At 58.6% G+C, this 26862-nt stretch carries 22 protein-coding genes and 1 pseudogene; 16 read left to right on the forward strand and 7 right to left on the reverse strand.

All coding sequences use genetic code 11. The features are described 5' to 3' along the window. Positions 1-610 precede the first annotated feature (610 nt). The 15 genes and pseudogenes from F8N21_RS26050 to F8N21_RS26115 all read left to right on the forward strand — a co-directional run bounded on the left by F8N21_RS26050 (position 611) and on the right by F8N21_RS26115 (position 15946). The gene (locus F8N21_RS26050) at positions 611-1807 is read left to right on the forward strand and encodes an acetyl-CoA C-acetyltransferase (protein ID WP_150644866.1); all 1197 of its coding nucleotides are present in this window, start codon (positions 611-613) and stop codon (positions 1805-1807) included. Positions 1808-1820: 13 nt separating this feature from the next. Further along, a complete protein-coding gene (locus tag F8N21_RS26055; protein ID WP_150644867.1) occupies positions 1821-2681 on the forward strand; it encodes an alpha/beta fold hydrolase in 861 nt (286 codons plus the stop codon). A gap of 29 nt (positions 2682-2710) precedes the next feature. Continuing rightward, positions 2711-3601, forward strand: coding sequence for an MBL fold metallo-hydrolase (locus F8N21_RS26060; RefSeq protein WP_150644868.1), 891 nt, complete (start codon positions 2711-2713; stop codon positions 3599-3601). 91 nt (positions 3602-3692) lie between these two features. Beyond that, positions 3693-4616, forward strand: coding sequence for a LysR substrate-binding domain-containing protein (locus F8N21_RS26065; protein WP_150644869.1), 924 nt, complete (start codon positions 3693-3695; stop codon positions 4614-4616). Between the two features lie 124 nt (positions 4617-4740). Beyond that, positions 4741-5793 carry a cyclase family protein gene (locus tag F8N21_RS26070; protein WP_150644870.1) on the forward strand — a complete coding sequence of 351 codons (1053 nt, stop codon included), beginning with the start codon at positions 4741-4743 and terminating at the stop codon, positions 5791-5793. A gap of 12 nt (positions 5794-5805) precedes the next feature. Next, positions 5806-5988: pseudogene (locus F8N21_RS31320) on the forward strand (SDR family NAD(P)-dependent oxidoreductase); the annotation flags it as partial. A 64-nt stretch (positions 5989-6052) separates the two neighbouring features. Further along, positions 6053-6508, forward strand: coding sequence for an SDR family oxidoreductase (locus F8N21_RS31325; protein WP_263597314.1), 456 nt, complete (start codon positions 6053-6055; stop codon positions 6506-6508). A gap of 205 nt (positions 6509-6713) precedes the next feature. Beyond that, positions 6714-7418, forward strand: coding sequence for a 3-oxoacid CoA-transferase subunit A (locus F8N21_RS26080; protein WP_150644871.1), 705 nt, complete (start codon positions 6714-6716; stop codon positions 7416-7418). Continuing rightward, a complete protein-coding gene (locus tag F8N21_RS26085) occupies positions 7415-8137 on the forward strand; it encodes a 3-oxoacid CoA-transferase subunit B (RefSeq protein WP_224788295.1) in 723 nt (240 codons plus the stop codon). Before F8N21_RS26080 ends, F8N21_RS26085 begins: the two co-directional genes overlap by 4 nt. Continuing rightward, positions 8134-9009, forward strand: a complete 876-nt coding sequence (locus F8N21_RS26090) for an acyl-CoA thioesterase (protein ID WP_150644873.1) — start codon at positions 8134-8136, stop codon at positions 9007-9009. The genes F8N21_RS26085 and F8N21_RS26090 overlap by 4 nt, the downstream gene beginning before the upstream one ends. Positions 9010-9142: 133 nt before the next feature. After that, on the forward strand, positions 9143-10447 hold the full coding sequence (locus F8N21_RS26095; protein ID WP_150644874.1) for an MFS transporter: 1305 nt from the start codon (positions 9143-9145) through the stop codon (positions 10445-10447). Between the two features lie 14 nt (positions 10448-10461). Further along, positions 10462-10740, forward strand: coding sequence for a muconolactone Delta-isomerase (catC, locus tag F8N21_RS26100; protein ID WP_150644875.1), 279 nt, complete (start codon positions 10462-10464; stop codon positions 10738-10740). A gap of 99 nt (positions 10741-10839) precedes the next feature. After that, a complete protein-coding gene (locus F8N21_RS26105; protein WP_150644876.1) occupies positions 10840-12099 on the forward strand; it encodes an acetyl-CoA hydrolase/transferase family protein in 1260 nt (419 codons plus the stop codon). A gap of 241 nt (positions 12100-12340) precedes the next feature. Next, positions 12341-12799: a hypothetical protein gene (locus tag F8N21_RS26110; protein WP_150644877.1), complete on the forward strand. Its 459-nt coding sequence runs from the start codon at positions 12341-12343 to the stop codon at positions 12797-12799. 444 nt (positions 12800-13243) lie between these two features. Continuing rightward, complete coding sequence (locus tag F8N21_RS26115) at positions 13244-15946, forward strand: EAL domain-containing protein (protein WP_224788296.1); 2703 nt, start codon at positions 13244-13246, stop codon at positions 15944-15946. A 62-nt stretch (positions 15947-16008) separates the two neighbouring features. Here F8N21_RS26115 and F8N21_RS26120 read toward each other — a convergent pair whose 3' ends face one another. The 4 genes from F8N21_RS26120 to F8N21_RS26135 all read right to left on the reverse strand — a co-directional run bounded on the left by F8N21_RS26120 (position 16009) and on the right by F8N21_RS26135 (position 21578). Beyond that, positions 16009-17340, reverse strand: coding sequence for a carbohydrate porin (locus F8N21_RS26120; protein WP_150644878.1), 1332 nt, complete (start codon positions 17338-17340; stop codon positions 16009-16011). Positions 17341-17475: 135 nt separating this feature from the next. Next, positions 17476-18924, reverse strand: a complete 1449-nt coding sequence (gene gabD, locus F8N21_RS26125; RefSeq protein ID WP_150644879.1) for an NADP-dependent succinate-semialdehyde dehydrogenase — start codon at positions 18922-18924, stop codon at positions 17476-17478. A 30-nt stretch (positions 18925-18954) separates the two neighbouring features. Further along, positions 18955-20616 carry a flavin-containing monooxygenase gene (locus tag F8N21_RS26130; protein WP_150644880.1) on the reverse strand — a complete coding sequence of 554 codons (1662 nt, stop codon included), beginning with the start codon at positions 20614-20616 and terminating at the stop codon, positions 18955-18957. A gap of 161 nt (positions 20617-20777) precedes the next feature. Next, positions 20778-21578 carry an SDR family NAD(P)-dependent oxidoreductase gene (locus F8N21_RS26135; protein WP_150644881.1) on the reverse strand — a complete coding sequence of 267 codons (801 nt, stop codon included), beginning with the start codon at positions 21576-21578 and terminating at the stop codon, positions 20778-20780. Between the two features lie 312 nt (positions 21579-21890). On the opposite strand from F8N21_RS26135, the gene F8N21_RS26140 reads away from it, so the two are divergent. Next, the gene (locus tag F8N21_RS26140) at positions 21891-23759 is read left to right on the forward strand and encodes a sigma-54-dependent Fis family transcriptional regulator (RefSeq protein WP_150644882.1); all 1869 of its coding nucleotides are present in this window, start codon (positions 21891-21893) and stop codon (positions 23757-23759) included. A gap of 88 nt (positions 23760-23847) precedes the next feature. Here F8N21_RS26140 and F8N21_RS26145 read toward each other — a convergent pair whose 3' ends face one another. From F8N21_RS26145 to F8N21_RS26155, 3 genes are all read right to left on the reverse strand, one after another. Beyond that, entirely contained in the window at positions 23848-25134 is a 1287-nt protein-coding gene (locus F8N21_RS26145; RefSeq protein WP_150644883.1) for an OprD family porin, read from the reverse strand. A gap of 104 nt (positions 25135-25238) precedes the next feature. Continuing rightward, positions 25239-26519: an MFS transporter gene (locus F8N21_RS26150; protein ID WP_150644884.1), complete on the reverse strand. Its 1281-nt coding sequence runs from the start codon at positions 26517-26519 to the stop codon at positions 25239-25241. A 123-nt stretch (positions 26520-26642) separates the two neighbouring features. Beyond that, the coding region (locus tag F8N21_RS26155; protein ID WP_224788297.1) for an FAD-binding protein at positions 26643-26862 on the reverse strand (220 nt) is incomplete at its 5' end.

Below are 26862 nucleotides of genomic sequence, written 5' to 3' on the forward strand. Positions count from 1 at the left end.
CTCCGGTCCTGCTCCGTGGGCCCGCCGCCATCGGCCATCCATGGCCGGGGGCGGCTAACCCGGCATCCATGCCGGGTTGCCCACTGCGCAGAACCTGCGCTCGGCCTCTCGAGGGGGCGTGCACCGCAAAAGCCAAAGCGAGGCGGCCTACCGGCCGGCCTGGTCGGACACGGGATTTGTGCACGACCCCGCTCCCACATTGGAACTTTGCCGGACTCGGGATTTGTGTGCGCCCGATTACCTGTAGGAGCTGCCGAGCGAAGCGAGGCTGCGATCTTTTGATCTTGCCGTGGCTTCTGCTGTTGCTGTTGCTGTTGCTGTTGCTGTTGCTCCCACATTGGATCTTTGCCGGACTCGAAATTTGTGTACGCCCCGATTACCTGTGGGAGCTGGCTTGTCGGATCGCCGCACCGCTGCGATGGCGCCCTCAGGGTCGACGAGGCTGTTTGGTCGTGTACCCCATCAAAAACCCGGTTGGCATTACGCCAAAGGTCTGTGGTTAAGCAGCACGAAACGCAGCCTTTTGCTAAACGAAATTGTCTGTCAGACCCACCTCCGCCATGCTGGTTCGAACATGTCGCACACGCCCAAAATAAAAGGTACCTGCGTGATGAAAGACGCTTTGATCGTGTCGCCCCTGAGAACGCCCATCGGCAAATTTGGCGGCGCACTCGCCTCGCTGACTGCTGACCAACTCGCGGCGGCCGTGATTCGTACCCTGGTGAGTCGCCTGAACCTCGCCCCCGATTCTCTGGATGAAGTCATCGTTTCCCAGTCTTACGCCAACAGTGAGGCGCCCTGCATGGGCCGTTATGCCGCACTGCTGGCCGACTTGCCCATCGAGGTGCCGGGCTACACGCTGGACCGGCGCTGCGGTTCGGGCCTGCAGGCCATCGCCGATGCAGCGATGCGCATCCAGACAGGCCACGCCGAAGCTGTCATGGTCATCGGCGTCGAGAGCATGAGCAACATCGAGTACTACAGCAACGACATGCGCTGGGGCGCGCGCGCCGGCAGTGTGAAGATGCACGACCGCCTGGAACGAGGCCGTGAGCGCTCACAGCCCGAGACGCGCTTTGGGCGCATTTCGGGCATGCCAGAGACCGCTGAAAACCTGGCCCGCGATTACCATATTTCTCGTGAAGAAGCTGACCGCTTCGCCGTTCGCAGCCACTTGAATGCAGCAACGGCATGGCGCGAAGGACGGTTTGCCGACGAGGTCATTGCCCTTGACGTGCCGCGCAAACGTGGCGCAAGCGAACGCGTGAGCATGGACGAAGGCATCCGCGCTGATGCGAGCCTGGAAACCATGGCAAGCCTGCGCACCCTGTTGCCCGATGGGGTGTGCACGGCGGGCAACTCCAGCCAGCAAAATGATGCCGCTGCCGGTTGCCTGGTGGTGTCCCGCGAATACGCGGCACGGCACAACCTGCAACCGATCGCTCGGCTGGTGGACTGGTCCTCGGCCGGTTGTGACCCGGCACGCATGGGTATCGGCCCGGTGCCCGCCGTGGCCAAACTGCTTCAACGCACAGGTCTGAGCCTGGCCGACATGGGCCTGATCGAGGTCAACGAAGCCTTTGCCGCACAGGCGCTGGCGGTCTTGCGCGCCTGGGACATCCAGGATATCGAGCGGGTCAATGTCAATGGTTCAGGTATTTCTTTAGGGCATCCGATTGGCGCCACCGGCTTGCGCATCATGACCACCCTGCTCCATGAAATGCGCCGACGCGATGTGCGTTATGGACTGGAAACCATGTGCATCGGCGGCGGCCAGGGTATGGCCGCAATCTTCGAGCGCGTCTGAGCGAGGCACAGACATGAACTGGGTGAAGGTAAACAACCAGGTACTGCGCTATGAACTGAGCCCGAAGACCGGGCCGGCGTTGGTATTGATTCATGAAATGGGCGGCACCCTGGAAAGCTGGGATCAGGTTTGCTCCCTCCTCCAGGGGAAGTTCCAGACACTGCGTTATGACGTGCGCGGTTCAGGACTTTCAGAAAAAATCGTCGGCGAAATCGATCTCGATGCACACATCCATGATCTCGCGGCCTTGTTGGACACGCTGCAGATCAAGGGGCCCCTGGCATTGGTCGGGGTCGCGGTGGGCGCTGCCATTGCCATTCGTTTCGCCGCCCTTTATCCGCAGCGGGTCAGCCACCTGATCGGACTGGCGCCTGCCTGTGGAGTGGCGCCCACGGCCCGCGAGGCCACCCTGGAACACGCCAGCACGATTCGCCAGGAAGGATTGAAAACCCTGATCCCGGCGCTGCTGAACAAGACCTGGCCCGCGCCTTTGCGAACAGACGCCGCTGCATTCGAACGTTTCAACCTTCGCTGGCTGAGCGCAGACCCTCAAAGCTTCGCCGCGATCTTCGCGATGCTTGCGCGCATGGAGCTTGAGGGCGACCTGCCGCGCTTACCACTCCATACACTGCTGGTCGCAGGTGAATATGACGGCTTGCGCCCGCCCGCAGAAATCAATCGGCTCGCGGGTTTTGCCGACCACATCGAAGCACTACAGGTTGCCTCGGGGCATTTCATGCCGGTGCAGAGCCCGCGCTGGGTAAGCGCCCTGCTTGAGCAATACATTCTTCAGGGCCGTACTGGCGCCGAGATTTACCACATTTTCATGGCCAACCCTGAACATCGGGTCGCCGTCAGCGGGCACGCTGCCTAGCCTTATAAGAGAAAAGAGGAAAACACACCATGATGCAGTCACGCATGATCGGCGATATCAAAGTCACCCGAATCCTCGAATACGCAGGACCGACCCACGACCCGGCTTTTCTGTTCCCCTCTATCGACCGCAGCGTACTCGAAGAGCACCAACAATTGATGGCGCCTAATCATTGGGTGCCCCACATGAACAAATTGATCGTGACCATCCAGTTCTGGGTGGTCCACGCCGGTAGCAACATCATCGTGGTCGACACCGGTGTCGGAAACTTCAAGCCGCGTGCGGGCATCCCCCGGATGAACATGCTCAATACCCTGGTGCGCGAATGGATGACCGCTGCGGGTGCGGCTCCGGAAAAAGTAACCCATGTCGTAATGACGCACCTGCACTCCGATCACGTCGGCTGGAACACTACATGGCAAGACGGACGCTGGGTACCGACATTCCCCAACGCCCGTTACTACATTCCCAAGGAAGACTTCGACTTCTGCAAGGAAGGCAAGAACAAGGAGTCAGGCGTCATCGACGTGTTCGGCGATTCGTTCTTTGACAGCGTCATGCCAATCATCGACGAAGGGCTTGGCGTGATGATGGAGTCGCCACAGGAAATCGCCGATTGTCTGGTGGTCGAGCCTGCGCCAGGACACAGCCCCGGGCAAGTGGCATTCCGTGTGCGCTCTCGCGGTGAGGAAGGTCTGTTCTGTGGCGACATCTTGCACAGCCCTATTCAGATCGTGCGTCCAGACGTGAATTCCGGTTATTGCATCTGGGAAGACACTGCCCGCACTACGCGAATGGAGTTCCTCAACCGCGCCGCTGATCGGGAAGCACTGATCATGCCGGTGCACTTTGGCGAGCCACATTGCGGCTATATCCGGCGCCAGGGCGATGGCTTTGTCTTTGAGCCGGCGCAGTGGTAAACCGGCGGTCCAGACGCTGCCGTTCCTGTATGGACAGGCGATGGCGACTGCCATTACCTTGGGTCATCCCTGACCAAGAAGTTGAACAATAATGGCGACCCATTTTGATATCACTGACTTCCGCCTGTTCATCAACATTGCGGAAACCAGCAGCCTGACTCGAGGCGCCGAGCGTTCATTTCTCTCGGTACCCGCGACCAGCAATCGCATCAAGAACCTTGAAGACAATCTGGGCATGCGCCTGCTCGAACGCTCACCTCAGGGCGTGACGCTGACCAACGCGGGCAAGACCTATCTGCAACATGCGCGAGTAATCCTCGCGCAGCTTGCATTGCTCACCGGTGACCTGCAGGAATATGCCATTGGCCTCAAGGGTCAGTTGCGGTTGCTGGCCAATACCACGGCCATCACCGAATACTTGCCGCCTGTCGTGGGCGAGTACCTGAAGACCCATCCAGACGTGCATATCGATATGCGCGAGCGCCTCAGCGACGACATTGTGCGCAGTATTCGCGATGGCGCCGCCGACCTTGGAATCGTGTCTGGCAGCGTAGTCACCGAGGGGCTGCAAAGCGTGCCGCTGGTGTCCAGCCGCCTGATGGTCATCGCCCCCCTCGGTCACCCCATACTGGCCAACAGCGAGGTGTTTTTCAAAGAAGCCCTGCAATACGCCTTCGTCTCGTTGCTCGAAGGCAGCGCGATCCACGTATTCCTCAGTCGGGCCGCCGCTGCACTGCATACGCCGTTGACGATTCGCGTGCAGGTGGCGAGTTCCGATGCGATTTTCCGGATGGTCGAAGCCGGTGCCGGCATTGCCATCGTGCCCCAGGCCGGATTCACCCGGCTCAAGGGCCAACAAAAAATAGGGTCGTGCGCCCTGCTCGATCCTTGGGCGGTCCGTACCTTCCAGCTGTGCGCGCAGGATTTTGACGGGCTTTCGTCGTTCGCCCGAGATTTCGCCAATAGCCTGGTCGAATGGTGCCACGCCTCGGAAAATGCTGCCCCAGCGGTGTGAACAGCGCTTGATGCCAGGCTACAGAACACCAGATTGCCCGTGCTACGCGAGCCTGAGAGAAGGAGGCTCAAAGCCCATGGGCGGCTGACGGCCGCCTGCAACTTATAATAAAAAGGAAGGCCGCATGACCCATCACCGTTGGAAACATCGTCCCGAAGGCTCGAACTGGGGGGATTTTGGCCCCGACGATCAGAAGGGGCGGCTCAACCTGCTCACCGCCGACAAGGTTCTGCAGGGCATCGCCGAGGTCCGTGAAGGCCTGGCTTTCTGCTTGAGCCTGCCGCTGGACTACCCGGGCGGCAACGCCATGAACGTCAACCGCCGGCCGCCGATTCTGCGCCCCCTGCTGCGTAAAGGCGGGGTCAACATGAATTATCAGTACGACCGCATCCAGGCGGGCCGCCCCGACATACTGAGCGACGACCTGGCCATTCTGCATTTGCAATATTCCACCCAGTGGGACGCCCTCTCTCATGTTGGCGCCCTGTTCGACGCCAACGGCGACGGAGTGGCCGAGCCGCTTTATTACAACGGCTACGCAGCGGGCATCGATGTCGTCGGCCCCAGCGATATCGCCGATTGCGGCTTTGAGGGCGAAATTGCCCCCCACAGCACCTCATGCGCCCACGCCCTGGGCATTGAACGCATGGCCGAAACCTGCGTGCAAGGCCGTGGCGTGATGATCGACCTGCACCATCACTACGGCGATGCCCGTACCCATATTGGCTATGACGAATTGATGTACGTGCTCGAGGCCGATCAGGTGAAGGTCGAAGCTGGCGATATTGTCTGCCTGCACACCGGTTACGCCGAAGCGGTGCTCGGGATGAACAAGCAACCGGACACCCAGGTCCTGGACTCGCTCGCAGCGGTGCTCGACGGTAATGACCAGCGTCTGCTGCAATGGATCACTGACAGCGGATTGGTCGCTATCGCTGCCGACAATTACTCGGTGGAAATCTTTCCTAATGGAGGTGGCGATGGCTGTTGCTCAGTCATGCCGTTGCATCACCACTGCCTGTTCAAGCTGGGTATTCACCTGGGCGAACTGTGGCACCTCACGCCTCTGGCCAAATGGTTACGCGCCCACCAGCGCAATCGTTTTCTGCTGACCGCCCCACCCTTGCGCCTGCCGGGAGCCGTGGGTGCACCGTTGAATCCTGTCGCAACAGTCTAGAGGAACACACCTATGTCCAGAGAACGAGTACTGATTACTGGCGGCGCCTCAGGTATTGGCGCAGCAATTGTCGAGCGTTGCATTGAAGATGGTTTCGAACCGGTAATCATCGACCGTATCGGAGATGGCATTCTGGCTGACCTCAGTAATGTGAAAGCCACCGCGCAGGCGCTGGAAAAAGCGCTTGCCGGCGGGCCTATCACCCGACTGGTCAACAACGTCGGCATGGTCTGCCCCAACAGCGCGCAAGAGCAAAGCCTTGAGGAGCTGGAGCAAGGTCTGGGCGCTCAACCTGCGCTGCTCGCTGCAGTGCATGCAAGCCCTGTTGCCCGGCATGAAAGAGGCTGGCTTCGGGCGCATCCTCAACATGTCTTCACGGGCGGCCCTGGGCAAAGAGCTACGCAGCGCCTATGCCGCCACCAAGGCAGGATTGTTGGGTATGACCCGGGTCTGGGCGCTGGAGTTGGGCCGCTTTGGTATCACGGCCAACGCTATCGGCCCTGGCCCGATCCGTACTGAATTGTTTGAGCGCGCCAATCCACCAGACAGCCCTCGCACGCAGGCCATCATCGATTCGATCCCCGTCAAGCGCCTGGGCATGCCGGACGATATCGCCCAGGCTGCGGCATTTTTTCTAGACGCCCGAAGTGGCTTTGTCACCGGTCAAGTGCTGTACGTCTGCGGTGGAATGACAGTCGGCGTGGCAGGTGTTTAGAGCCCTCGTCGAACGGCAGTTAATCATCGGTTAATCAAGCCTTCCGAAGACCGAAATTGTGACTGGCGGCTGCCTTGGGCAAGCTGATCAAACCAGGAAGTCGAAGCGTCCGGGCCACGCACCCGACGCTTTGTCTGCCTGTATCCCGCCTTTATCCCGACGCTGGACGATAACGGTGGAAGATCTCACAACAAGGACCACATCCATGATCGACAAGCTTTCCACCAGCGTACAGGCGGCTCTGGCCGATATTCCCGATGGAGCCACCATCGCCGTGGGCGGTTTCGGCGGTGCGGGTATGCCCGATGACTTGATTGAGGCGCTGATCGACCAGGGCGCTCGTAACCTGACGCTCGTCAGCAATAACGCGGGACAGGGAGATACCGGTCTTGCAGCACTGCTCAAGGCGGGTCGGGTCCGCAGGATTCTCTGCTCCTATCCGCGCATGACCGGCTCCCACGTTTTCGAAACCCTGTATCGGGCGGGCAAGATCGAGTTGGAGATAGTGCCTCAAGGCAATCTGGCCGAACGCTTGCGCGCTGCTGGCGTAGGTGTTGGCGCGTTCTTTACACCCACAGGCTTCGGCACGTTGCTGGCCGAAGGTAAGGAGACCCGCACCATCAAAGGCCGCGATTATGTGCTTGAGTATCCGATCCACGTCGATTACGCCTTGATCAAGGCCGAGGCCGGTGATCGCTGGGGCAACCTGGTGTATCGCAAGACGGCGCGCAACTTCGGCCCGGTCATGGCCATGGCGGCAAAAAACACCATTGCCTCCATCGAGCGCTTCTGCGAGCTGGGCGAACTGGACCCCGAGACCATCGTCACGCCGGGGATCTTCGTCAAGCACCTGGTGTTGCGCCGCGACCCGGCCGACGAATCAGCGACACTTCTAAATCGAGCGGGATGATTGGTATGGACAAGAATGCACGCATTGCCATGGCGCAACGAGTCGCCCGAGACATCACCGAAGGCTCTTACGTCAACCTCGGAATTGGCTTGCCGACCCTGGTAGCCAACCACCTGCCGCTGGATAAAGACTTCTTCCTGCACAGCGAAAACGGCGTGCTGGGCCGCTGGCAGGCCGCCGCGCCTGGCGAAGAAGACTGGGACATGATCAACGCGGGTAAAGAACCCATCGAACTCGCCCCGGGCGGCGCTTTTTTCCACCATGCCGACTCCTTCGGGATGATGCGCGGCGGGCATCTGGATGTCTGCGTACTGGGCGCATTCCAAGTGTCGGCCACGGGTGATCTGGCCAACTGGCACACCGGCGCAGCGGATGCGATTCCGGCAGTGGGTGGCGCAATGGACCTGGCCATCGGCGCCAAGCGGGTCTTCGTCATGATGGAGCATCTGGGCAAGGACGGTCGCAGCAAGTTACTGCCAGCATGCACCTACCCATTGACCGGGCTGGGTTGCGTGAGCCGGGTTTACACCGAACTGGCAACGATGGATATCACTGCCACCGGGGTAAAAGTGCTCGAGTTGATCGGTGACATCACGCCACAGGCATTGCAGGATGTGACACAAGTGCCGCTGGACTTCAGTGCGGTGACCCTGGGCGATGACTCGTCGACCCTGCAAAAGTCATCGACCCACAGCGCACTAGCGACCCTGAGCCAATGAACAGCGAGCGCCGTTGGGACCAGCGCGATCTCACCGAACTGCTGACCCTGGAACCGGCGGGCCAGCAAAACTGGCGCAGCTATGCCTATGACATCAATGCCAATGGCCGGGTCTATGGCGGTCAGTTGCTGGGGCAGGCGTTGTGGGCCGCGGCGCAGACGACGAACGGACGCAGCCCCAGCATGCTGCAAATGACGTTTCTGCAGGGTGCGCGTCCCCAAGACACTATCGAATACAGCGTCGAGGCGCTGCAAGACGGGCGGCGTCTGTCCACCCGCCACGTCTATGGTGTCCAGGGCACAGGCCTGGTGCTCAGCGCCAATGCCAGCTTTCAAGTGGCACAGTCCGAACCCGGCGATCCGCACCAACTGCAGCAACAGATGCCTGCGCCGGAAAGCCTGCCGACCCTGGCTGAACTGGCAGAGCGTTACCCGCTGGACAACGAGGCCGTGCAACTGCGTTTCAGTGCCCGGCCGGTACTCGATATCCGGCTGATTCATCAGGATCATTTCGAGCGCCCCGCTGAGCGACGAGACATCGCTTACTGGGTGCGCTTGAACCAGCCGCTTGCGGCCGAAGGCTGCCTGCACCATGCGGCGCTGGCGTACCTGTCTGACGGTTGGCTGAACGCCAGCCTGGCACCCGGGCAAGGGATGCTTGATCTGTGGCAAAACCATTACGTCAGCAACCTCAATCACACGCTGTGGTTTCACAGCCTGGAGATCGACGTCAATGAGTGGTTGCTGTTCGTCAACGATGCGGTGCGCAGCCTGTCCGGTCGAGGGCTGACCATGACTCACATCTACCGGCGAGACGGTCGGCTGGTCGCCAGCATGGCCCAGGATTTATTGATTTCACCACGCAATGCCTGAGCGTTAGTCAGGCTGGAAGGCCGGGTTTTGCAAAGGCAAATGGGCGCCACCCGGTAACTGCTGCATTCTGGATCACGACCTCGCAGGCCCAAGGTCCTCCAATAAAAAGTCCAATAACAAGAAGGACGACGATATGTTCGAATGGTACAAAACCGGCTCATCACAAGAACGCAAAACGTTCTGGGCATGTTTTTCCGGCTGGGCGCTGGATACCTACGACGCCCAGATGTTCAGCTTTCTGTTGCCGACCCTGATGGCGGTCTGGCAGATATCCAAGGGCGAGGCCGGTATCCTCGGCACCGCCGCGCTACTCTCGGCCGCACTGGGCGGTTGGGCCGCGGGTATCCTCAGCGACCGCTACGGTCGGGTGCGGATTCTGATCTTCACCATCTGCTGGTTCACGCTCTTCGGCGTGCTGGCAGGTTTTACTCAATCCTTCGAACAAATGCTGGTCGTGCGTACCCTGCAAGGCCTGGGCTTCGGCGGTGAATGGGCCGTGGGTGCCGCGCTGATGGCCGAGGTCATTCGTCCCGAGCATCGCGGCAAGGCTTTAGGCTTCGTACAGAGCGGGTTCTCGGTGGGCTGGGCACTGTCTGCGGTGGTGATGACCGCTCTACTCGCTTACCTGCCACCGGAGATGGCGTGGCGTGTCGCATTTTGGGTGGGGATCATTCCGGCCACGTTCGTGCTGTTCATCCGCCGCAACGTCAAGGACGCCGAAATTTTCAAGGAAGCCAAGGCCGCAAATAAAGAGAAGGCCTCGATCCTCTCGGCTTTCCGCCCTTCCGTGATCCGCCTGACCCTGTTAGGCGCCCTGTTAGTGACGGGCCTACAGGCCGCCGCCTACACCATCATGGCGTGGCTGCCAACGCTGATGGTCCAGGTCCGCGGGCTGAAGCCAGGTCCAGTGGTCATAACGATGCTGATCATGTGCGCCGGTGCGTTCGCCGGCTTCGTACTCACAGCGTACCTCTCCGATCGCTTCGGTCGTCGGCCTGCGCTGCTGGTCTTCTGCCTGGGCGCATGGATTTTCACCGTGGTTTACATGCTCGTGCCGATGAGCCCCAGCGTATTGATGCTGATGAGCTTTCCTGTCGGCGCCTTCGCCACGGGCATCTTCGCCGTTGTCGGTCCTTTCCTGAGCGAGCTGTTCCCTACCCACATACGCACCACCTGCATGGGCTTTTCCTACAACCTGGGTAAATCCCTGGGTGCGTTGTCCATCGCTGGAGTCGGGGTTCTGTCTGAGCGCTTTGGCTTGGCTGAGGCTATAGGCGGCTTTTGCCTGGTGGCCTACGCCTTGGCAATCATCGCCGTGTTGCTGCTGCCCGAGACCCGCGGTGTGCGCCTGGAGGATGTCGACGCCAACCTGGGTCACAACCCGGACGATCACGATGCCAGGGTTGCCGACCATCCATTGATCAACAGCAAAATCTGAGCGGAGTAGAACCCATGCTTTATCACGTAAAAATGGACGTAAACATTCCTCGCGATATTCCCGCCGACACAGTGGAGGCGATCAAAATTGCCGAGAAGAAACGCGCCATTGAGCTTCAGCAGGCAGGCAAATGGCCGCACCTGTGGCGAATAGTCGGGCAATATTCCAACATCAGCATCCTCGACGTGGCCAGCAACGACGAACTGCATGAGCTGCTGTCCAGCCTGCCACTGTTCCCGTACATGACCATCCAGGTCACGCCGTTGGCCAAGCACCCCTCCTCAATCGTCTAAAGACCACGGCGGCCATCGCGCCGCCGTTTCCCTATACCTTTTATTGAAGCTTTGGCTGCCCAACCAGCAGCTGCGGCTGACTGTCGCGAGATCGCCCTGATGCCACAGCTCTTGCACCTCGAATCGCTGGACCTGGCCGCACTGATCCAACCGGGCGACACGGTAATGTGGGGTCAGGCCAATGCCGAGCCCCTGCCTTTGACCCAGGCATTGATGGCCCAGCGGCAAAAGATCGGCAGGTTCCGGGTGATGCTGGGGATCGCCAACAGCCCGACCTGTACACCCGAGCACGCCGATCACGTGGATTTCATCGCGTATTGCGGCGCCGGGGCCAACCGCAAGTTGGCTAATGCCGGCTTGCTGCAGGTGATGCCCAGTCACTACTCCGAACTGCCGGACCTGATCAGCAGTGGTGCTTTGCGTATCGATGTGTTGATGCTGCAACTGGCGCCCGTCAATGCCGAGGGTCGCTACAGCCTGAGCCTGGCCAGCGAGTATTTGCTGCCAGCACTCGACAGCGCACGCCTGGTGATCGCAGAAATCAATGCTCAGGCGCCATGGACTTACAGCGACCGGACCTTGGGCGACGATGATTTGGACGCCATCCTGTTCACCGATCGGGCGCCCATGGAAAATCCGCCCGGCCCTGTCCGGGAAAGCGATCAGCGCATCGCCAGACATATCGCCGGACTGATCGAAGATGGCGCCACCCTGCAGATGGGCATTGGCGCCATACCCGACGCCGTCTTGAGTGCACTGGGCGAACATCGCCATTTGGGCGTGCATTCAGGCAGCCTTGGAGACGGTGTAGCACGCCTGATGCTAAGCGGTGCTATCACCAACCAGCGCAAGACGATCGACCGAGGCATCAGCATAGGGGGCATTCTCATGGGAAGCAGCCTGCTGCATGACTATGCTCACCACAACCCGGCGATCCAGTTACGCTCGACACGCTATACCCATGATGCGCACATCCTTGAGAGCATCGACAAACTGGTAGCGATCAACTCAGCAGTCGAGGTCGACCTGAGCGGTCAGGTCAATTCGGAAATGGCCGCGGGCAGCTACGTCGGCGCCATCGGCGGAGCGGTCGACTTTATCCGTGGCGCACGGCGCTCAAAAGGCGGATTGCCGATTATCGCGCTGCCTTCTACCGCGGGCGGCCATAGCAGAATCGTGGCGAGGTTAAACGGACCCGTAACCATTGCACGTAGCGACGCGGTCATTGTCGTCACCGAGTACGGCGTAGCAGATCTGCGCGGTACGACTCTCGATCAGCGCATCACAAAATTGCTGGAAATCGCCCATCCCGAACACAGGGCTGCACTCCAGGCGCAACTCGATAAGGGCGAAGCTTGAAATAAGTCAGGCGGGCTCAAGTCGACACAGCGCCAGACACTCGGCAACCCAGAGTGACCGCCTCAAGGTAATGAAGGCAAGACAACTGGAAAATACAGCCATAATCCAGACCTTCCTTAGCATAGGAATTTTTATTGTTACGTATTGGGCAATATATAATTACGTATTAAGCAAGTAATTGCTTTACGGCTTCATTACATTTGCATGCTAAGCTTCCTATCTACTTTTGAGGGAGCTAAAGGTGCGCATAGTCAGTGTGGGAGTACTGGCCGTCGGGGTTGCAACGCAGCTACTAGTATTGGCGTGGTTTTTCAATTCAGATTCATCTTGCATGATAGCTTTTATAAAAAAATCCACCCTGCAAGATAGGCTTGACAATAAACAGTTTCAGACTAACGAGTTGGTTCGGCAGGGAAATGGTAATGATCCGAGTCCTTTGGATAAGCGTTCGCCCATGCAGGCAAGTCTACCATTACCCAGAGATTATTTAGCTCCGGACAGTGTCGATCCAGAGCGTCGCGCCGTAGATACCCATGAAAAAAAACCGGATCATGAGTACAGCGCTGTGCAAATATTTTTGTATATTTTCACCTTTGTACTGGCAGGCTTTATAGCGTTGACAGGCTTGTTTATGGCATTATTTTCAAGAGATAAAATGCCTGTTAAATTACATGTTTACCGTATTATGAAAAACCCCTAACTTAACTTGCAGGGGTCTTGTATTACTTGTGGCGAATTGATTGGTTATACCGTAAAAACAAGTACGCAAACCACACAGAATCACAAGCTTTGGGTTGTCCAGATAACACTGAATGTACAGACCAGGCAAAAATACATGTTGGCCATCCAGGAAATGGGGTTGCCCGTGATCCGGCGAGAAAATAATTTCGTCGTTGTCGGCCCTTATCGCCAAAAACAGAATGCCGCTCAGGTTTTGACGTGCTTGAGTGAGCAGTATGGACTTCGAGGATGGTTGATAGAAGGTAATTAAATAAAGAAGATTGCAACTGGACATTTTACAGATTAAATCTTTGATAAATCATCCTTGAACAACAGTCAGAAATCTCTTGAGGCTTTGTGATGATTCGACAGGGCCTGGTTGAACGGTCCAACTGGTCGCTGGCCCTGAGCGAGGGGGCTCTTCTTGATTATCAGCCTTATTAATGCAGCGGCATTGCTTTTGGCATTGTGCTGGTTGCATGCGTTCATCACGTGCCGCTTGGACGAGCACAGCACAACCATACAGTTGGTGTCAGGCCTGCTATTCGGCGCTACTTGCGTGATTGGCATGCTAAACCCGATCTCGCCAGAGCCCGGGATATTCTTCGATGGCCGCAACGTAGTTCTAAGCATGGCCGCGCTATTTAGCGGGCCGCTGGTAGCCGGCGTCGCAGGCCTGATCGCGGGCACTTACCGGATATGGATGGGCGGCAGCGGCATGGCCTATGGTCTGGCTGAGATCGGCCTGTCAATACTGCTTGGTCTGTCTTACCGGCATTTTTTTCAGCGTGGCACGTTCAGCATTGGCCCCTGGCAGCTTTGGAGCCTGGGTCTATCGATACAGGCTTTGGATTTGCTGTTGTTGCCCGCAGCACTAGCAGCATCCAGCCGCGAGCATACGGCCGTGCCCTTAATACTCATAATGCCCATTGCGACAGTTGTGCTGGGTCTTATGCTCAGGGAAATCGCGCAGCGCAAACGAACAGAGCTTGCCCTGCAGCTTAGAGAGTCACGCCTACGCGCCATCACCGAGGCGATCCCTGACACCCTGATGGTGCTGGATGAAGATGGTCTCTATCTAGAGGTGGCCCCCTCCAGGACAGAGACGCACACTGATGCCCTGACTACACGTATTGGACAAAGCGTGCACAATATATTGCCTCAAAGCGAAGCCGAACGTTTTATGTTCTTTATACGGCAGACCCTGGCCAACGATAGTCCGCAGCTCATCGAATACACTCAGCAGAGTGCAGACGGCATAAAGGTGCTTGAGGGGTATGCCCAGCGCCTGGGTATTCAACTCAATGGCAAGCAGGCAGTGGTGGTACTCGCCCGCGATATAACCCAGCGGGTTGATGACGAACATGAATTGCGCATCGCAGCCGCCGCTTTCGAAACGCAGCAGGGCATGATTATCACCGACGAGTTCCACCGTATCCTGCGGGTTAACCAGGCCTTCAGCACTATCACCGGTTACAGTCGCGAGGAAGCTATTGGGCAGCGAACCAGCCTGCTCAGCTCTGGACGTCAGAGCCTGGCGTTCTATCAGAGCATGTGGCAACAGCTCAAGACGGTAGATCGCTGGCAAGGCGAAATCTGCAATCGGCGCAAAAACGGAGAAATATTCCCCGGATGGCTGTCGATCAGCGCGGTGCGAAATGCCCAGGGCCAGGTCATCAATTACATCGCATCAATTGACGATACCTCTGAGCGCAAGGTGGCCGAGGAACGTATTCAGCGCCTTGCCTTTTTTGATGGACTGACCGACCTGCCCAATCGGAGCCTTCTGCTCGATCGCTTGCAGCACGCGTTGGATAGCTGCGTACGCAGCGGCGAGTGTGCCGCGCTGATGTTCCTCGATCTCGACGGGTTCAAGAACATCAACGATTTGCATGGGCATCATATTGGCGACAAGGTCTTGGCCCTGGCCGCAGCACGGCTCAACGGCGCAGTAAGGGCGAGTGACACCGTGGCACGCCTCGGCGGCGATGAGTTCGTGGTGCTGCTTGAACATCTCGACAAGCAACCCGAAAAGGCCGCCATGCAGGCTGAGCACGTCACCACATCACTGCTGACCAAGCTGGGCGAACCGTACCAGATTGACGAGCTGGAACTGCGCAGCAGTGTCAGTATTGGCGTGACGCTGTTCAACGACAGGTCTTGCTCGATAGACGAACTGATGCAGCGCGCTGACCTGTCGATGTATGAAGCCAAGGCTGCGGGTAAGCATACGGTGCGCTTCTTCGATCCACGCATGCAGGAGGCGGTTAGTGCGCGCTTGAACCTGGAGCAAGATATTCGTCGGGGGCTGGGGTCTGAAGAGTTCATCCCCTATCTGCAGCCGCAGCTGGATCACACAGGTCGTCTGATTGGCGCCGAGGTATTGGCCCGCTGGCAACACCCGCAGCGAGGCTTGCTCAGTCCGGCTGCCTTCATTGAGGTGGCCGAGCAAGCCGGCTTGATTGCGGCGCTTGATTCGCAAATGCTGCACAAGGCCTGTCATCAGCTGGCCTTGTGGCGCCGCGAGTCGGCCACGGCATCACTCAGCTTGTCCGTCAACCTGAGTGCGCGGCTCCTCTATCAAGCAAATTTTGTCGAGCGTCTGCTCCAGCTCCTGGAGCAAAGTGGCGCGGACCCGCACAGACTTAAGCTGGAACTCACCGAGACGCTGCTGCTCGATGACTTGCCGGGTGCGATTGCTCGCATAATCGAACTCAAGACCCATGGTGTTCGCTTCTCGCTCGACGACTTCGGCACCGGTTACTCGTCGCTGGCCTACTTGCAGCAATTATCCCTGGATCAATTGAAGATCGATCAGTCCTTTGTTCGCAAGCTGCCAACTGATACAAACAGTCTGGCAATCGTCCGGGCGATCTGCACACTGGCCAGCAGCCTGCAACTTGAGGTGATTGCCGAAGGGGTGGAGAGTCATGAGCAATACATGGCTCTGCTGGAGCTTGGCTGCCGGAGCTTCCAAGGCTATCTGTTTGGTCGGCCGATGCCGCTAAGCGAGTTCGAGCATCTGCTACCTGCGAATACTCCAGAAGTCGAGAGCATCGAGCCGGTGTCATTGACGTCTGCGCGAATTGATGTCGTTGGAAGGTCATCCTGTGTGATCCTTTCCTGAATGGTCTAGCCACGCCCCGGCCGTCAGCCGGAGCAAGTCCTGTGACTGAGTCGAGTCGGGATTCAGAAGCTCGCCTGCAGTTTCAGGCCGGCGACCAGAGCGTTATCCACCTCGTAAACGCCACCCGGATGCCGGACGTACTGCAGGTTCGGGCGCACGGTCAGCCAGTTCGTGACATGCACGCCGTAGTTGAGCTCGATGTTGTATTCGGTGTGCTGCACCGGGACGTACAGAGGATTGTCGTAGTCATCCACGGCGTTGCTTGCATTGACCTGCCGCTGCCGTTTGCTCACTGCATCATTGACGTGAATGCGCGCGACGCCGAGACCCATGTCATCCTTTGGCCGAGCATCGAACGGTCCTTTGTAGACCACGCCGGCGTTCTGAAAGCTTTCGATGCCGCTGGTTGCCTGGTCATGGACGGTCAAACTGGCAAATACGCTCAACCCACGCGAAGCGTCACCATGGTGTGTGGTGAGCTGCTGTTGCCCCATTACCCATGCGCCATGTTTGCTGCTGCGAGATTTCGGCGCTTGACTGGTCAGCCCCTGAGGCAGGCCATTGACGTCGTCGTACACATCATTGGCACTGGCACTGCTGTGGTAGTAGCCCAACCGGTACTCACCCGGCAGCGCTTCGCTGCCCAGCGTCGGCTTCCAGATCACCTCTACCGGCACCAGTGCCCCTTTGGTGCCGCTGCCGCTGAGTTTGAAGCCGTTGCCGGTCTCCAGGTTCGAAGGGTTTTGCTCGTACACACCGATCTGCACTGCCCACTGTGCATCGATGTTGTACCCGGCCCGCAGCCCCCACTGGCTGACGGGACCGCTGAACCAGACATCACCGGCCACGTTACCGATGGGGGCGCTGCAGAACGCCAGGCTCTGGAAGTCACAGGGGAAACTATTGAAGTCCTCGTTGACACCCAAACGCCCAAGCTTCAGGTCCAGCGCCCCGGCGAAGAACTGTTGGCGATACCACATCTGGGTCAGACGCCAGGTTTGCCCCCTCCCCCAGACTTCCTGCACAGAACTGAGTTGTCCCGTGCGCGGATCGGCGATCCGCTCGTTGGACAGATTGTTGCCGTTACGCTCGGTCACCAGCAGCTGGAACTCTGCGTCATTCCAGCCAAGGATCTTCTGTAGGTCCAGGTGCGTGCCAAGCGCCCACTGCGCCGTGTAGCGCGCCGTCCGGTCATCGTTGTAGCCGCCATGCAGATTGGTGGCCGCTTCACCGGTGTAACCCACGATGATGTCCACGCCTTTTTCCAGCAGCTCGCTACGCGCTCCACCCCAGTCCCTCAATCCCCATCGGGATGATGGGTCTGCCGCTGATACAGGGAAAGTGATGCAGGCAGAGAGTCCCAGCCCCAAAGGCAGTTTCCAATGGATGTTCATGTCGATTTATCCTTGTTTTTATGTTTTACGACACAGCATTAGCTGGACCGCAAGGCACTGCCGTTGCGGTCATGGAGAAAGAGAGCGATTGAAAATGGTGTTGGCGGGCAGGCCACTAATTGGCGTTAGCGCCAGTCAGATACCCGCCAGACACAGATACTTGATTTCGAGGTAGTCCTCGATGCCATACCTGGAGCCTTCGCGGCCGACACCGGAGGACTTGATACCGCCAAAGGGCGCGGCTTCGGAGCTGATGATTCCGGTGTTCACTCCCACGATTCCGTACTCCAGGCTTTCACCGGCGCGGAACACCCTGCCCAGGTCCGACGTATAAAAGTACGCCGCCAGGCCGAACTCGGTGTCGTTGGCTTTGCGAATGACCTCGGCGTCATCGAAGAAGCGGAAGACCGGTGCGAGGGGACCGAAGGTTTCTTCCTTCGATACCCGGGCGCTGTCAGGCACATTAACGAGGATGGTCGGCTCGAAGAAGTTGCCGCCAAGGGCGTGGGCCGCACCGCCCTTGAGCACCTTGGCTCCTTTGGCGAGAGCGTCTTCGATATGCTCGCGAACTTTGGCCACCGCCTTGCCATCGATCAGCGGGCCCATCGTTGTCCCTTCGGCGAAACCATCGCCCGTCTTCAAGCCTTCAACAGCTGCCGCCAGTTTGTCGACGAATGCGTCATAGACCTTGTCGTGGACATACAGCCGATTGGCACACACACAGGTTTGCCCGGCGTTGCGGAACTTGGAGGCCATGGCGCCCTCCACCGCCGCATCCAGATCGGCATCATCAAAGACGATGAAAGGCGCATTGCCGCCCAGTTCGAGAGAAACCTTCTTGATGTCGTGAGCGCACTTTTCCATGATCTTGCGACCGATTTCGGTCGAGCCTGTGAAGGAGATCTTGCGCACCACCGGGTTGCTGGTCAGCTCTTCGGCAATTTCCGCTGCCGAGCCGGTTACCACTGACAGGACACCCTTCGGAATTCCGGCTCGCTCCGCCAGATCGACCAACGCCAACGCCGAAAACGGTGTCTGCGACGCAGGCTTGATCACCATCGTGCAACCGGCCGCCAGCGCCGGCCCGGCTTTACGGGTAATCATCGCGCTCGGGAAATTCCACGGGGTGATGGCGGCGCATACACCGACGGGTTGTTTGATGACCAAAAGTCGCTTGTCCGCAGCACCCGGGATCACATCCCCATAAATACGTTTTGCTTCCTCCGCGTACCACTCGATATACGAGGCGCCGAAGGCGATTTCGCCGAGCGCTTCGGTGAATGGCTTGCCCTGCTCCAGAGTCATGAGATGGGCCAGATCGTGCTGGTGCTCGATGATCAATTCGTACCAGCGGCGCAGCTTGATAGCGCGCTCTTTGGCCGACAGTTCACGCCAGGCTGGCAGAGCTCGCTCGGCGGCCTCAATGGCGCGACGGGTTTCGGCCTTGCCCATCCGCGGGACCTGGCCGATGGTGGCATTGGTCGACGGATTGACTACAGTGATGGTGTTTGCGCTGTCTGCGTCAGTCCACTGGCCATCGATATAGGCTTGCTGGCGAAAAAGTTCAGGGTTATTCAGTTTCAAAGCATTTACTCCATTGCTGGCAATCGGTGGTCAGTACAGGACTTTCTGCGCGTATTGCTCTGTCACCATGAACTTGAAGCCTCGGTATTCGTCGTTTTTCACCGATCGCAACACTTCGCTGAACGGGCCCAAACCACCCATGTAGAAATAAACGGCGTTGGGCTTTCCAGGGATGTTCGCCCCGAAGATCCAGGAGTCGGCCTTGGCAAACAGCGTCTGATCTGCAATCTCTTGGCAGGTCGCGCCCCATTCACGTTCGCTTTCAGGATCGGTCTCAACGCAGGCCAACTCGTTTTCTTCCATAAAACCGATCAGCTCCGACACCCACTCCACCTCGGTTTCAATCGTGGGCGGCAGGTTGGTAAAGGGACCGTTGGGACCCAGGATCATGAACATGTTTGGAAAATTGGCGGTCGCCACAGACATGTAGCTGGACGGGCCATCGGCCCAGTGATCCTTCATGCTGACGCCATCACGCCCGCGGATATCGATGCGCTTGTAGTTGCCATCCACGGCATCGAAGCCGGTGGCGAATACCAATACATCCAGCTCGTGTTCCACCCCATCCGCGGTACGAATACCCGTGGCGGTGATTTCCTCGATGGGGTTGGCCTTCACGTCGACCAGCGCCACATTGTCTCGATTGAAAGTGGCGTAGTAGCCGCTGTCACACAGTGGCCGCTTCGCATAGAGATCGCGCGGCATAAGCTTGCGTGCGGTTTCCGGGTCCTTGACGATTTCAGCGATCTTTTCGCGCACGAAGTCCTGCGCCGCGACGTTCGCTTCTTCGTTGGTTGCGATGTCGTTAAAGGTCTGGAACATGTAGCGGAAGCCACCGCCAACGTCCCAGGCGCGCTGAAAGATTTCTTTTCGCTCCGGGGCGGAAACACTCATCGTAGGGATGTTGCTTTCTTCGAAGCCGAACGCCAGGCGCGAGGAGCGAACCTCTTTCCAGATCGCGTCGTAATTGCGCTTGATATCATCGACATATTCGCGGCTGACCGGACCATTACCTACCGGCACCGTGTATTGCGCGGAACGCTGGAACACCGTGAGATGGCCGACCGTTGGCGCGATCGCAGTGATGACCTGGCAGCCTGTCGAACCGGTGCCGATGACGCCCACACGCTTACCTTCCAGAACAGCATCGGCAGGCCAGTTGGCGGTGTGGTACATCTGCCCTTGAAATTGATCCAGGCCGTTGATCTTCGGTACGTTAGTGGCGGACAGCAGGCCCAGAGCGGTGACCAGATACTTCGCGCTGTAGCGGTGACCGTCATCGGTGCTCATTAGCCAGCGACTGGTTTGCTCGTCGAAAACCGCAGAAGTTATCGCGGTTTCCAGTTGGATATCCCGGCGCAGGTCATGTCGATCAACAGCATGATTGAGGTAGGACAGAATTTGCGGCTGGGTCAGATAGCGTGTGGTGATATCCCACTCCTGGCACAGTTCACGATCCCATGAGAAGCAATAGACAAACGATTCGCTGTCGGATAACGCTCCTGGGTAACGATTCCAGTACCAAGTCCCGCCTATGCCCCCTGCCTTGTCAAAGGCGCGCACCTTCAGGCCCATTTCGTCGCGCAACTTCTTGAGCATGTAAATGCCGGCGAAGCCTGCGCCAATAATAATGGCATCGTAGTGAATGATATCGGTGCCTAGGGAACGCTTGGCCAGAACTGTAGTTGTCATTATGTTCTCCTGATTTGGTCATTGCGCCAGCAAGTTCTAACTAACGACAGGCCGTTAATAGAACCTGCAGGCAAGCCGCAATCGCGTCTCTCGACTCGGCGTCGAGGGAAGTTCAAATTCATGATTTGGATAAGCGGATTAATTCATGCCCGCTCGATCATTTAGAGTGAGAAGCCGCCATCCACGGCTATCGCCTGTCCAGTGACATGCGGTGCGCAGGCCAGGTACACCGCCAGTTGGCCCATGTCTTCGACGGTTTGCGCTTCCCCTTGGGGCAAGAGGCTTGACTGCTGCCGTTCCCAGGATTGCTCTTCCGTTTCTCCTGGCTGGCGCCAGCGTCCGGAAAGCCCCTCTTCGCCGCGCCACATACCGGTGCCGACAACGCCTGGGCAGAGGGCGTTGACCGTGATGCCCTCACGGGCAACTTCCTTGGCAAAGGCGTTGGAGAAACCGATTACTGCGAACTTCGACGCGCTGTAATGAGCCAGGTCTGGAAATCCGACTTTGCCGGCAATCGAGGCCAGGTTGATGATTCGGCCGAATTGATGCTCACGCATCAGCTTGAGTTCGGCCTGGCAGCACAGGAATACACCGCGAGCGTTGATGTTCATGATTCGGTCCCATTCGCTGACCGGCAGTTCGTCGACCTTGCCGAGGCTGACGACGCCCGCGTTGTTGACCGCCACATCGAGGCGACCGAACTCCTGTCTCACCTGTTCGATCATGGTTGCAACGCTGTCGGCCTGGCTCACATCAACTTGCAGGGCGATTGCGCGCCGACCCACCGCGCGAATTTTCGCGGCGGCCTCTTCTGCGATACTCAAGTCATAATCGGCGAGTACCAGGTCAGCGCCAGCCCGAGCCAGACTCAGCGCGATGCCCTGCCCGATACCTCGTCCGGCCCCTGTGACCAGGGCAACCTTGCCTTTAAGGGAGAAATCGACAGCGGTAGATTCGCTCATGTGATGCCTCTAATCATTATTGTTGTTGGAATGCGGCCGTTTGACGCGGCCCACTGAGACAGTCAGAGCAAGTCGAATGCCAAGATCCGAAAAATGACCTGAAAGCATTGAAATAGAGCGGTTTAACGTTAAAGGCACGTATCGAGTCAAGGCGTTGGGCCAAGACATAATGGCTCTCGTCCCTCACGCCAGGCTGCGAATGCTGAGATGTAATGTCTCACCCCCGGACTGCTGATCGATTCGGCTTGTGGGGGCTGCCCAACACGCATTTAATGGGACATACAAAAATTAGATCCAACCCTCGGAGGTACCATGTCCTCTGGCTACTCAAAGACTCACGTCGAACATGTGAGTCGAGTATTGCGCACTGCCGAAAGTGCTCCGACCCTGCCGGTGCCCAACGTCATCCTCGACTCCTGGCGTCGCTCGGTACAGCATCACAAACTCGACCCTGGTTCATTGCAGGGACCAAGGATTCTTGAGGCTCACCAGCTCCATGAGCACCGCGAGCGCGTCGACGACTTCCTGCATCTTGCGGGTGATGAGATGTCGCGCCTGCACAATCGAGTACGTGACGCCGACTACTGCGTGATGCTCACCGATACGTTGGGCTGCACAGTCGACTACCGCATCGAGTCGACGATACGCGGGGAATACCGCCGCTCCGGCATGGACGTGGGGACCTGTTGGTCCGAAAGCGAAGAAGGGACGACGGGCGTCTGCGCGGTCCTGATCAACAAACACCCGGTCACGGTGCACAAGCACGATCATTTCCGCGCGGCTTTTATCGGCATCACCTGCTCCGCTGCTCCAGTGTTTTCGCCGAACGGCGAGATCCTGGCTGTTCTGGATGCCTCTTCGATCCGCTCTCCCGATGATCGGCGCAGCCAGCACTTGATTCGTCAGATGGTCATCCAGAGTGCCACTGAAATCGAGAATGCCTACTTCATGTACAGCACCCAGGATCTGTGGGTGTTGCGCGCGCACCCCCTACCCGGCTACATCGACAGCCAGCCACAATGCCTGTTTGCCTGGGACCGCGATGGCGTGATTCAGGCGCTCAACCCCGCCGCACGACGGCTCCTGTTGCAGCGTTGCAGCGGGATTCCCACTAGTATTCATGAAGCCTTCGCCTCGGCACGACTTCCAGCCTCCGGCGATGACAGCATCCACTACCTGCCTTCGATGGGCCTGCATGTTCGCCTCAAGGCTCCACGCAGACCAACCGGGGTGCCCGCGGCAAGCAGTGTCGTTTCGGCACTTGATCCGAAGGTAGCTCAAGCGCTGGACCTGGCCGTGCGCGTCAAGGACCGCGGGCTGCCTGTTCTGATTCATGGCGAGACCGGAGCGGGCAAAGAACACTTCGCCTTGCAACTGCATGCCGCGAGCAAGCGACGTGACAAGCCCTTCGTCGCGGTTAACTGCGCGGCGATACCCGAGAATCTCATTGAGAGTGAACTGTTCGGCTATGCCGCCGGCGCGTTCACCGGCGCATCCAGCAAAGGCATGCGCGGCCTGCTGCAGCAAGCCGACGGGGGCACGCTGTTCCTTGATGAAATCGGGGATATGCCGCTGACTTTACAAACACGCCTGCTCAGGGTCCTGAGTGAGGGTGAGGTGGCGCCGCTGGGAGGTGCCCGGCCGCAGTCCATCGATATCCAGGTCATTTGCGCCAGCCACCGTGATATTTCTACGCTGGTAGAAACCGGCGGCTTTCGTGAAGACCTGTATTTCCGTTTGAGTGGGGCGCGCTTCGACATACCGCCGCTCCGTGAGCGCAAAGACAAGCTCGCGCTGATCAACAAGCTGCTGGACGAAGAGTGTCAGCGTTCGGGCGAGCGGCTCGAGCTGAGCGAAGCGGCGCTGGAAATGCTCTTGAACTACAGCTGGCCAGGCAATATGCGCCAGTTGCACCACGTACTGCGCTACGCGTGCGCAGTCTGTACAAGCCACGTAATTGGTGTGGAGGACCTGCCTGCCACCCTCGGCATCAGTGCCCCGGCAAAGGGTCAGGAAACGGTATCCGGGAGCCCGGAACGTCAGGCCTTGATCGACACACTGGTGCGCAATCGGTGGAAACCCGTACTGGCAGCACAGGAGCTGGGTATTTCTCGTGCCACCCTCTATCGCAAAGTGAACCTGCATGGCATCAAAATGCCGGGCAAAGGTTCTTACAACTGAGCGTACGCCAGGCGCTACGAAAAGAGCGCCTGACCCCACCGTAAGTCGAGGTCACATTACGACAGACCGCGCGTCTGACCGCTGAGGCTTACCAGATCGGCAGGCTGTAGCTCAGGATCAGGCGGTTCTCGTCCGTGCTGTTGGCGAAGTTGGAACGGGTCGCCGCGTTGCGCCAGCGCAGACTGACGTTCTTCAGCGGGCCATCCTGCACAAAGTAGGCGATGTCGATGTCGCGCTCCCACTCGCGGCCTTCGGAACGGCTGGCGCCCAGGTCGACGTTGTCACCCGACAGGTAGCGGGTCATGAAGGTCAGACCCGGCAGGCCGATCCCGGCGAAGTTGTAGTCGTAACGGACCTGCCAGCTTTTTTCGTCCTTGTTGGCAAAGTCGTTGACCTGCACAAAGTTCAGCAGGAACGGGTCGGTGCCACCCAGGTAGGCGAAGCCGGTTTCACCGGTCATGGCCTGATAGCCCAGACCCACAGCGTGGAAGCCTATCTTGTAGGTCGACATGATCCCGAAGGCGTTATTGTCGACGTTACTGTTGCCATCGTCGGTGGAGCGCGCGTAACGGATATCCGTCACCAGGCTGCGCTTATCGCCCAGCGGCAAGGTGTGTAAGGCATTGAGCATGGTCTGGCGATACAGGCCTTGCAATTCGCCAAGGGCCAGAGTGGTGCTCAGCTGATCGTTCCAGCGGTAAGCGCTCTGGGCGATGTTGAATTCGGTGGACTCATTACCGCCCGACACTTTGATGTTACGGCGGTTGCCGCTGGTGACGCTGAGCGCTTCGTAATCCTGGGAGTCACGGGCGTTGACCCGGCTGATGCGCCCGGCGTCCAGATCCAGGCCTGCAATTTCCTGGGAATGGACCATGGTGCCCTGGAAGACTGTGGGCAGCAGGCGCGAGTCATTGCCTTGCAGCATCGGCAGGCGCTTGTCGTAGCTGCCCAGGCGCAGGGTGGTTTTCGAGTAGCGGATTTTCGCGGCGGCGTGCAGATCGCCGTAGGAGTCCTGGGCGCGCTTGGTCTCGGCGTCACGCAGCAGAAGGCCGGTGCCGCTCGAGCCACGACCGGAGTCCAGTTTGATGCCCAGGGTGCCAATGGCATCGACCCCGAAGCCGACCGGCCCCTCGGTGAAGCCCGACTCGTAACGCAGGATGAAGCCCTGTGCCCACTCGCTCATGCGGCCACTGCCGGGGACGGCTGGCTGGCGGCCGCTGTCATCCTGACGATAGTCACGGCCCATGTAGAAGTTACGCATTTGCAACGAGGCTTTGCTGTCCTCGAAGAATTCCGCCCGGGTAGCAGTTGATGTCACCAGACCAGCGCTCAGAGTGCTGAGGCCGACGGCATATGCCAGTGCTGTTTTTTTCATTGTGATTTACCTAAGTGGCATATTGCGAAAGCACACGTCCATGCGCAGCCACGCCCAGGAAACGGGGCGTGGCTGGTGTAACAGACGCGGGAGCGCCGAGGGATTTATTGCTTCTGTGGATCGAACTGCTTGTCCTTGATCAACAGCGCCGGAATCACGCCGCAGATGAAGTAGGCAGCGCCCATCACCAGGAAGCCCAGACCGATGGAGTACTGGGTAGCCAGGAAGCCAATGGCAATCGGGGCGATGGCCGCACCGATGCGGCCAATGTTGTAGGCGCCACCCACGGCGGTGCCGCGGTACTTGGCCTGGAAGCTCTCGGTCATGTAGGTCGCGTTGACGCCGTACGGAATGCCATACAGGAAGCCGAACACCACCAGCATCCAGAGGATGGACTCAGGGCTGTGGAACAGCACGATGACCGGCAGGAAGATCGCGGTGCCGATGGCGCCGAAGGAGTACACCACGCGGCGGCCGAACTTGTCGGCGGCCACACCGGCCAGCACCTTGCCCAGAATCATCGCGGTATAGGTACCCACCAGGTACGCGGTCATGGACTTGAAGTCCATGCCCATTTCGGTCTGCAGGTAAGCCGGCATCCAGTTGTTCACGCCGTAGTAGCCGAACTGCAGGAAGCCTGCGGTCAGACACCAGAAGATGAACATGCTGCGCGCACGCGGGTCGCCAAAGATCATCTTGTAGGCGCCTTCGCGTTTGACCGGCGTGACGCTGGGGTTCTTCAGGCCTTCAGCCAGTTCCTTGGCCTGTTCAGCCTTGGCCTTGACCCAGGCTGCCGGCTCGGGCACCAGGCGCTGCATCAGGATCGCCAGTACCACCGGAACAATCGCCACGTAGAACAGCACTCGCCAGCCGTAGATCGGCAGCAACCAGCCCGCCAACAAGGTGGCGACGATATAGCCCACCGACCAACCAGCCTGTAACGTGCCCAGCACCGTGGTGCGGTACTTGGTCGGCACGTATTCCGCCATCAGGGTGTTACAGGCCACATAGAGCGCGCCCAGACCCAGCGAGGAGATAAAGCGGAACAGCGCGAACTGCCAGTAGTTCTGGGTCATGCCCAGCACGGCCGTGCCGAACGAGAACAGGACGATGGTCCAGACCACGGTCTTGACCCGGCCGAAACGGTCACAGGCCCAACCGCCGTAGATGCCGCCCAAGGCCATACCGGCCAGGGTGAAACTGCCCAGACTCCCGGCCTGGACGTTAGTCAGACCGAACTCTGCTTTCAAGCTGGTCAGGCTGTAGGACAGCAACATCAGGTCGGCACCGTCGATCAGCAACCCGAGGAAGCAGAAAGCGAAGACCAGAATCCAAACATTGTTTTTCACTGACGCGTCAGCAGCAGCCGAAACATTAACGCTCATGAGTCATACCTTGTTGTATTTGTGGGCGCTGGAGAGGTTTTCTCAACGTGGCTGGCAGATCTTGATCCGACTTAGGATTTCGCCTCGCGGATCAATAGCGCCTGACCTTATCGCGTTAACGTTTCAGATCGATTGTTGCAGTTCCGGTACCGCCTCGAACAAGTCCGCGACCAGGCCGTAATCAGCCACCTGGAAGATCGGTGCTTCTTCGTCCTTGTTGATCGCAACGATCACCTTGGAGTCTTTCATACCGGCCAGGTGCTGGATCGCGCCGGAGATACCGACCGCGATGTACAGCTGTGGCGCAACGATCTTGCCGGTCTGACCGACCTGCATGTCGTTG

Origin of the sequence: Pseudomonas fluorescens (assembly GCF_902497895.1) — a bacterium.
Taxonomy (GTDB): Bacteria; Pseudomonadota; Gammaproteobacteria; order Pseudomonadales; family Pseudomonadaceae; genus Aquipseudomonas; species Aquipseudomonas fluorescens_BP.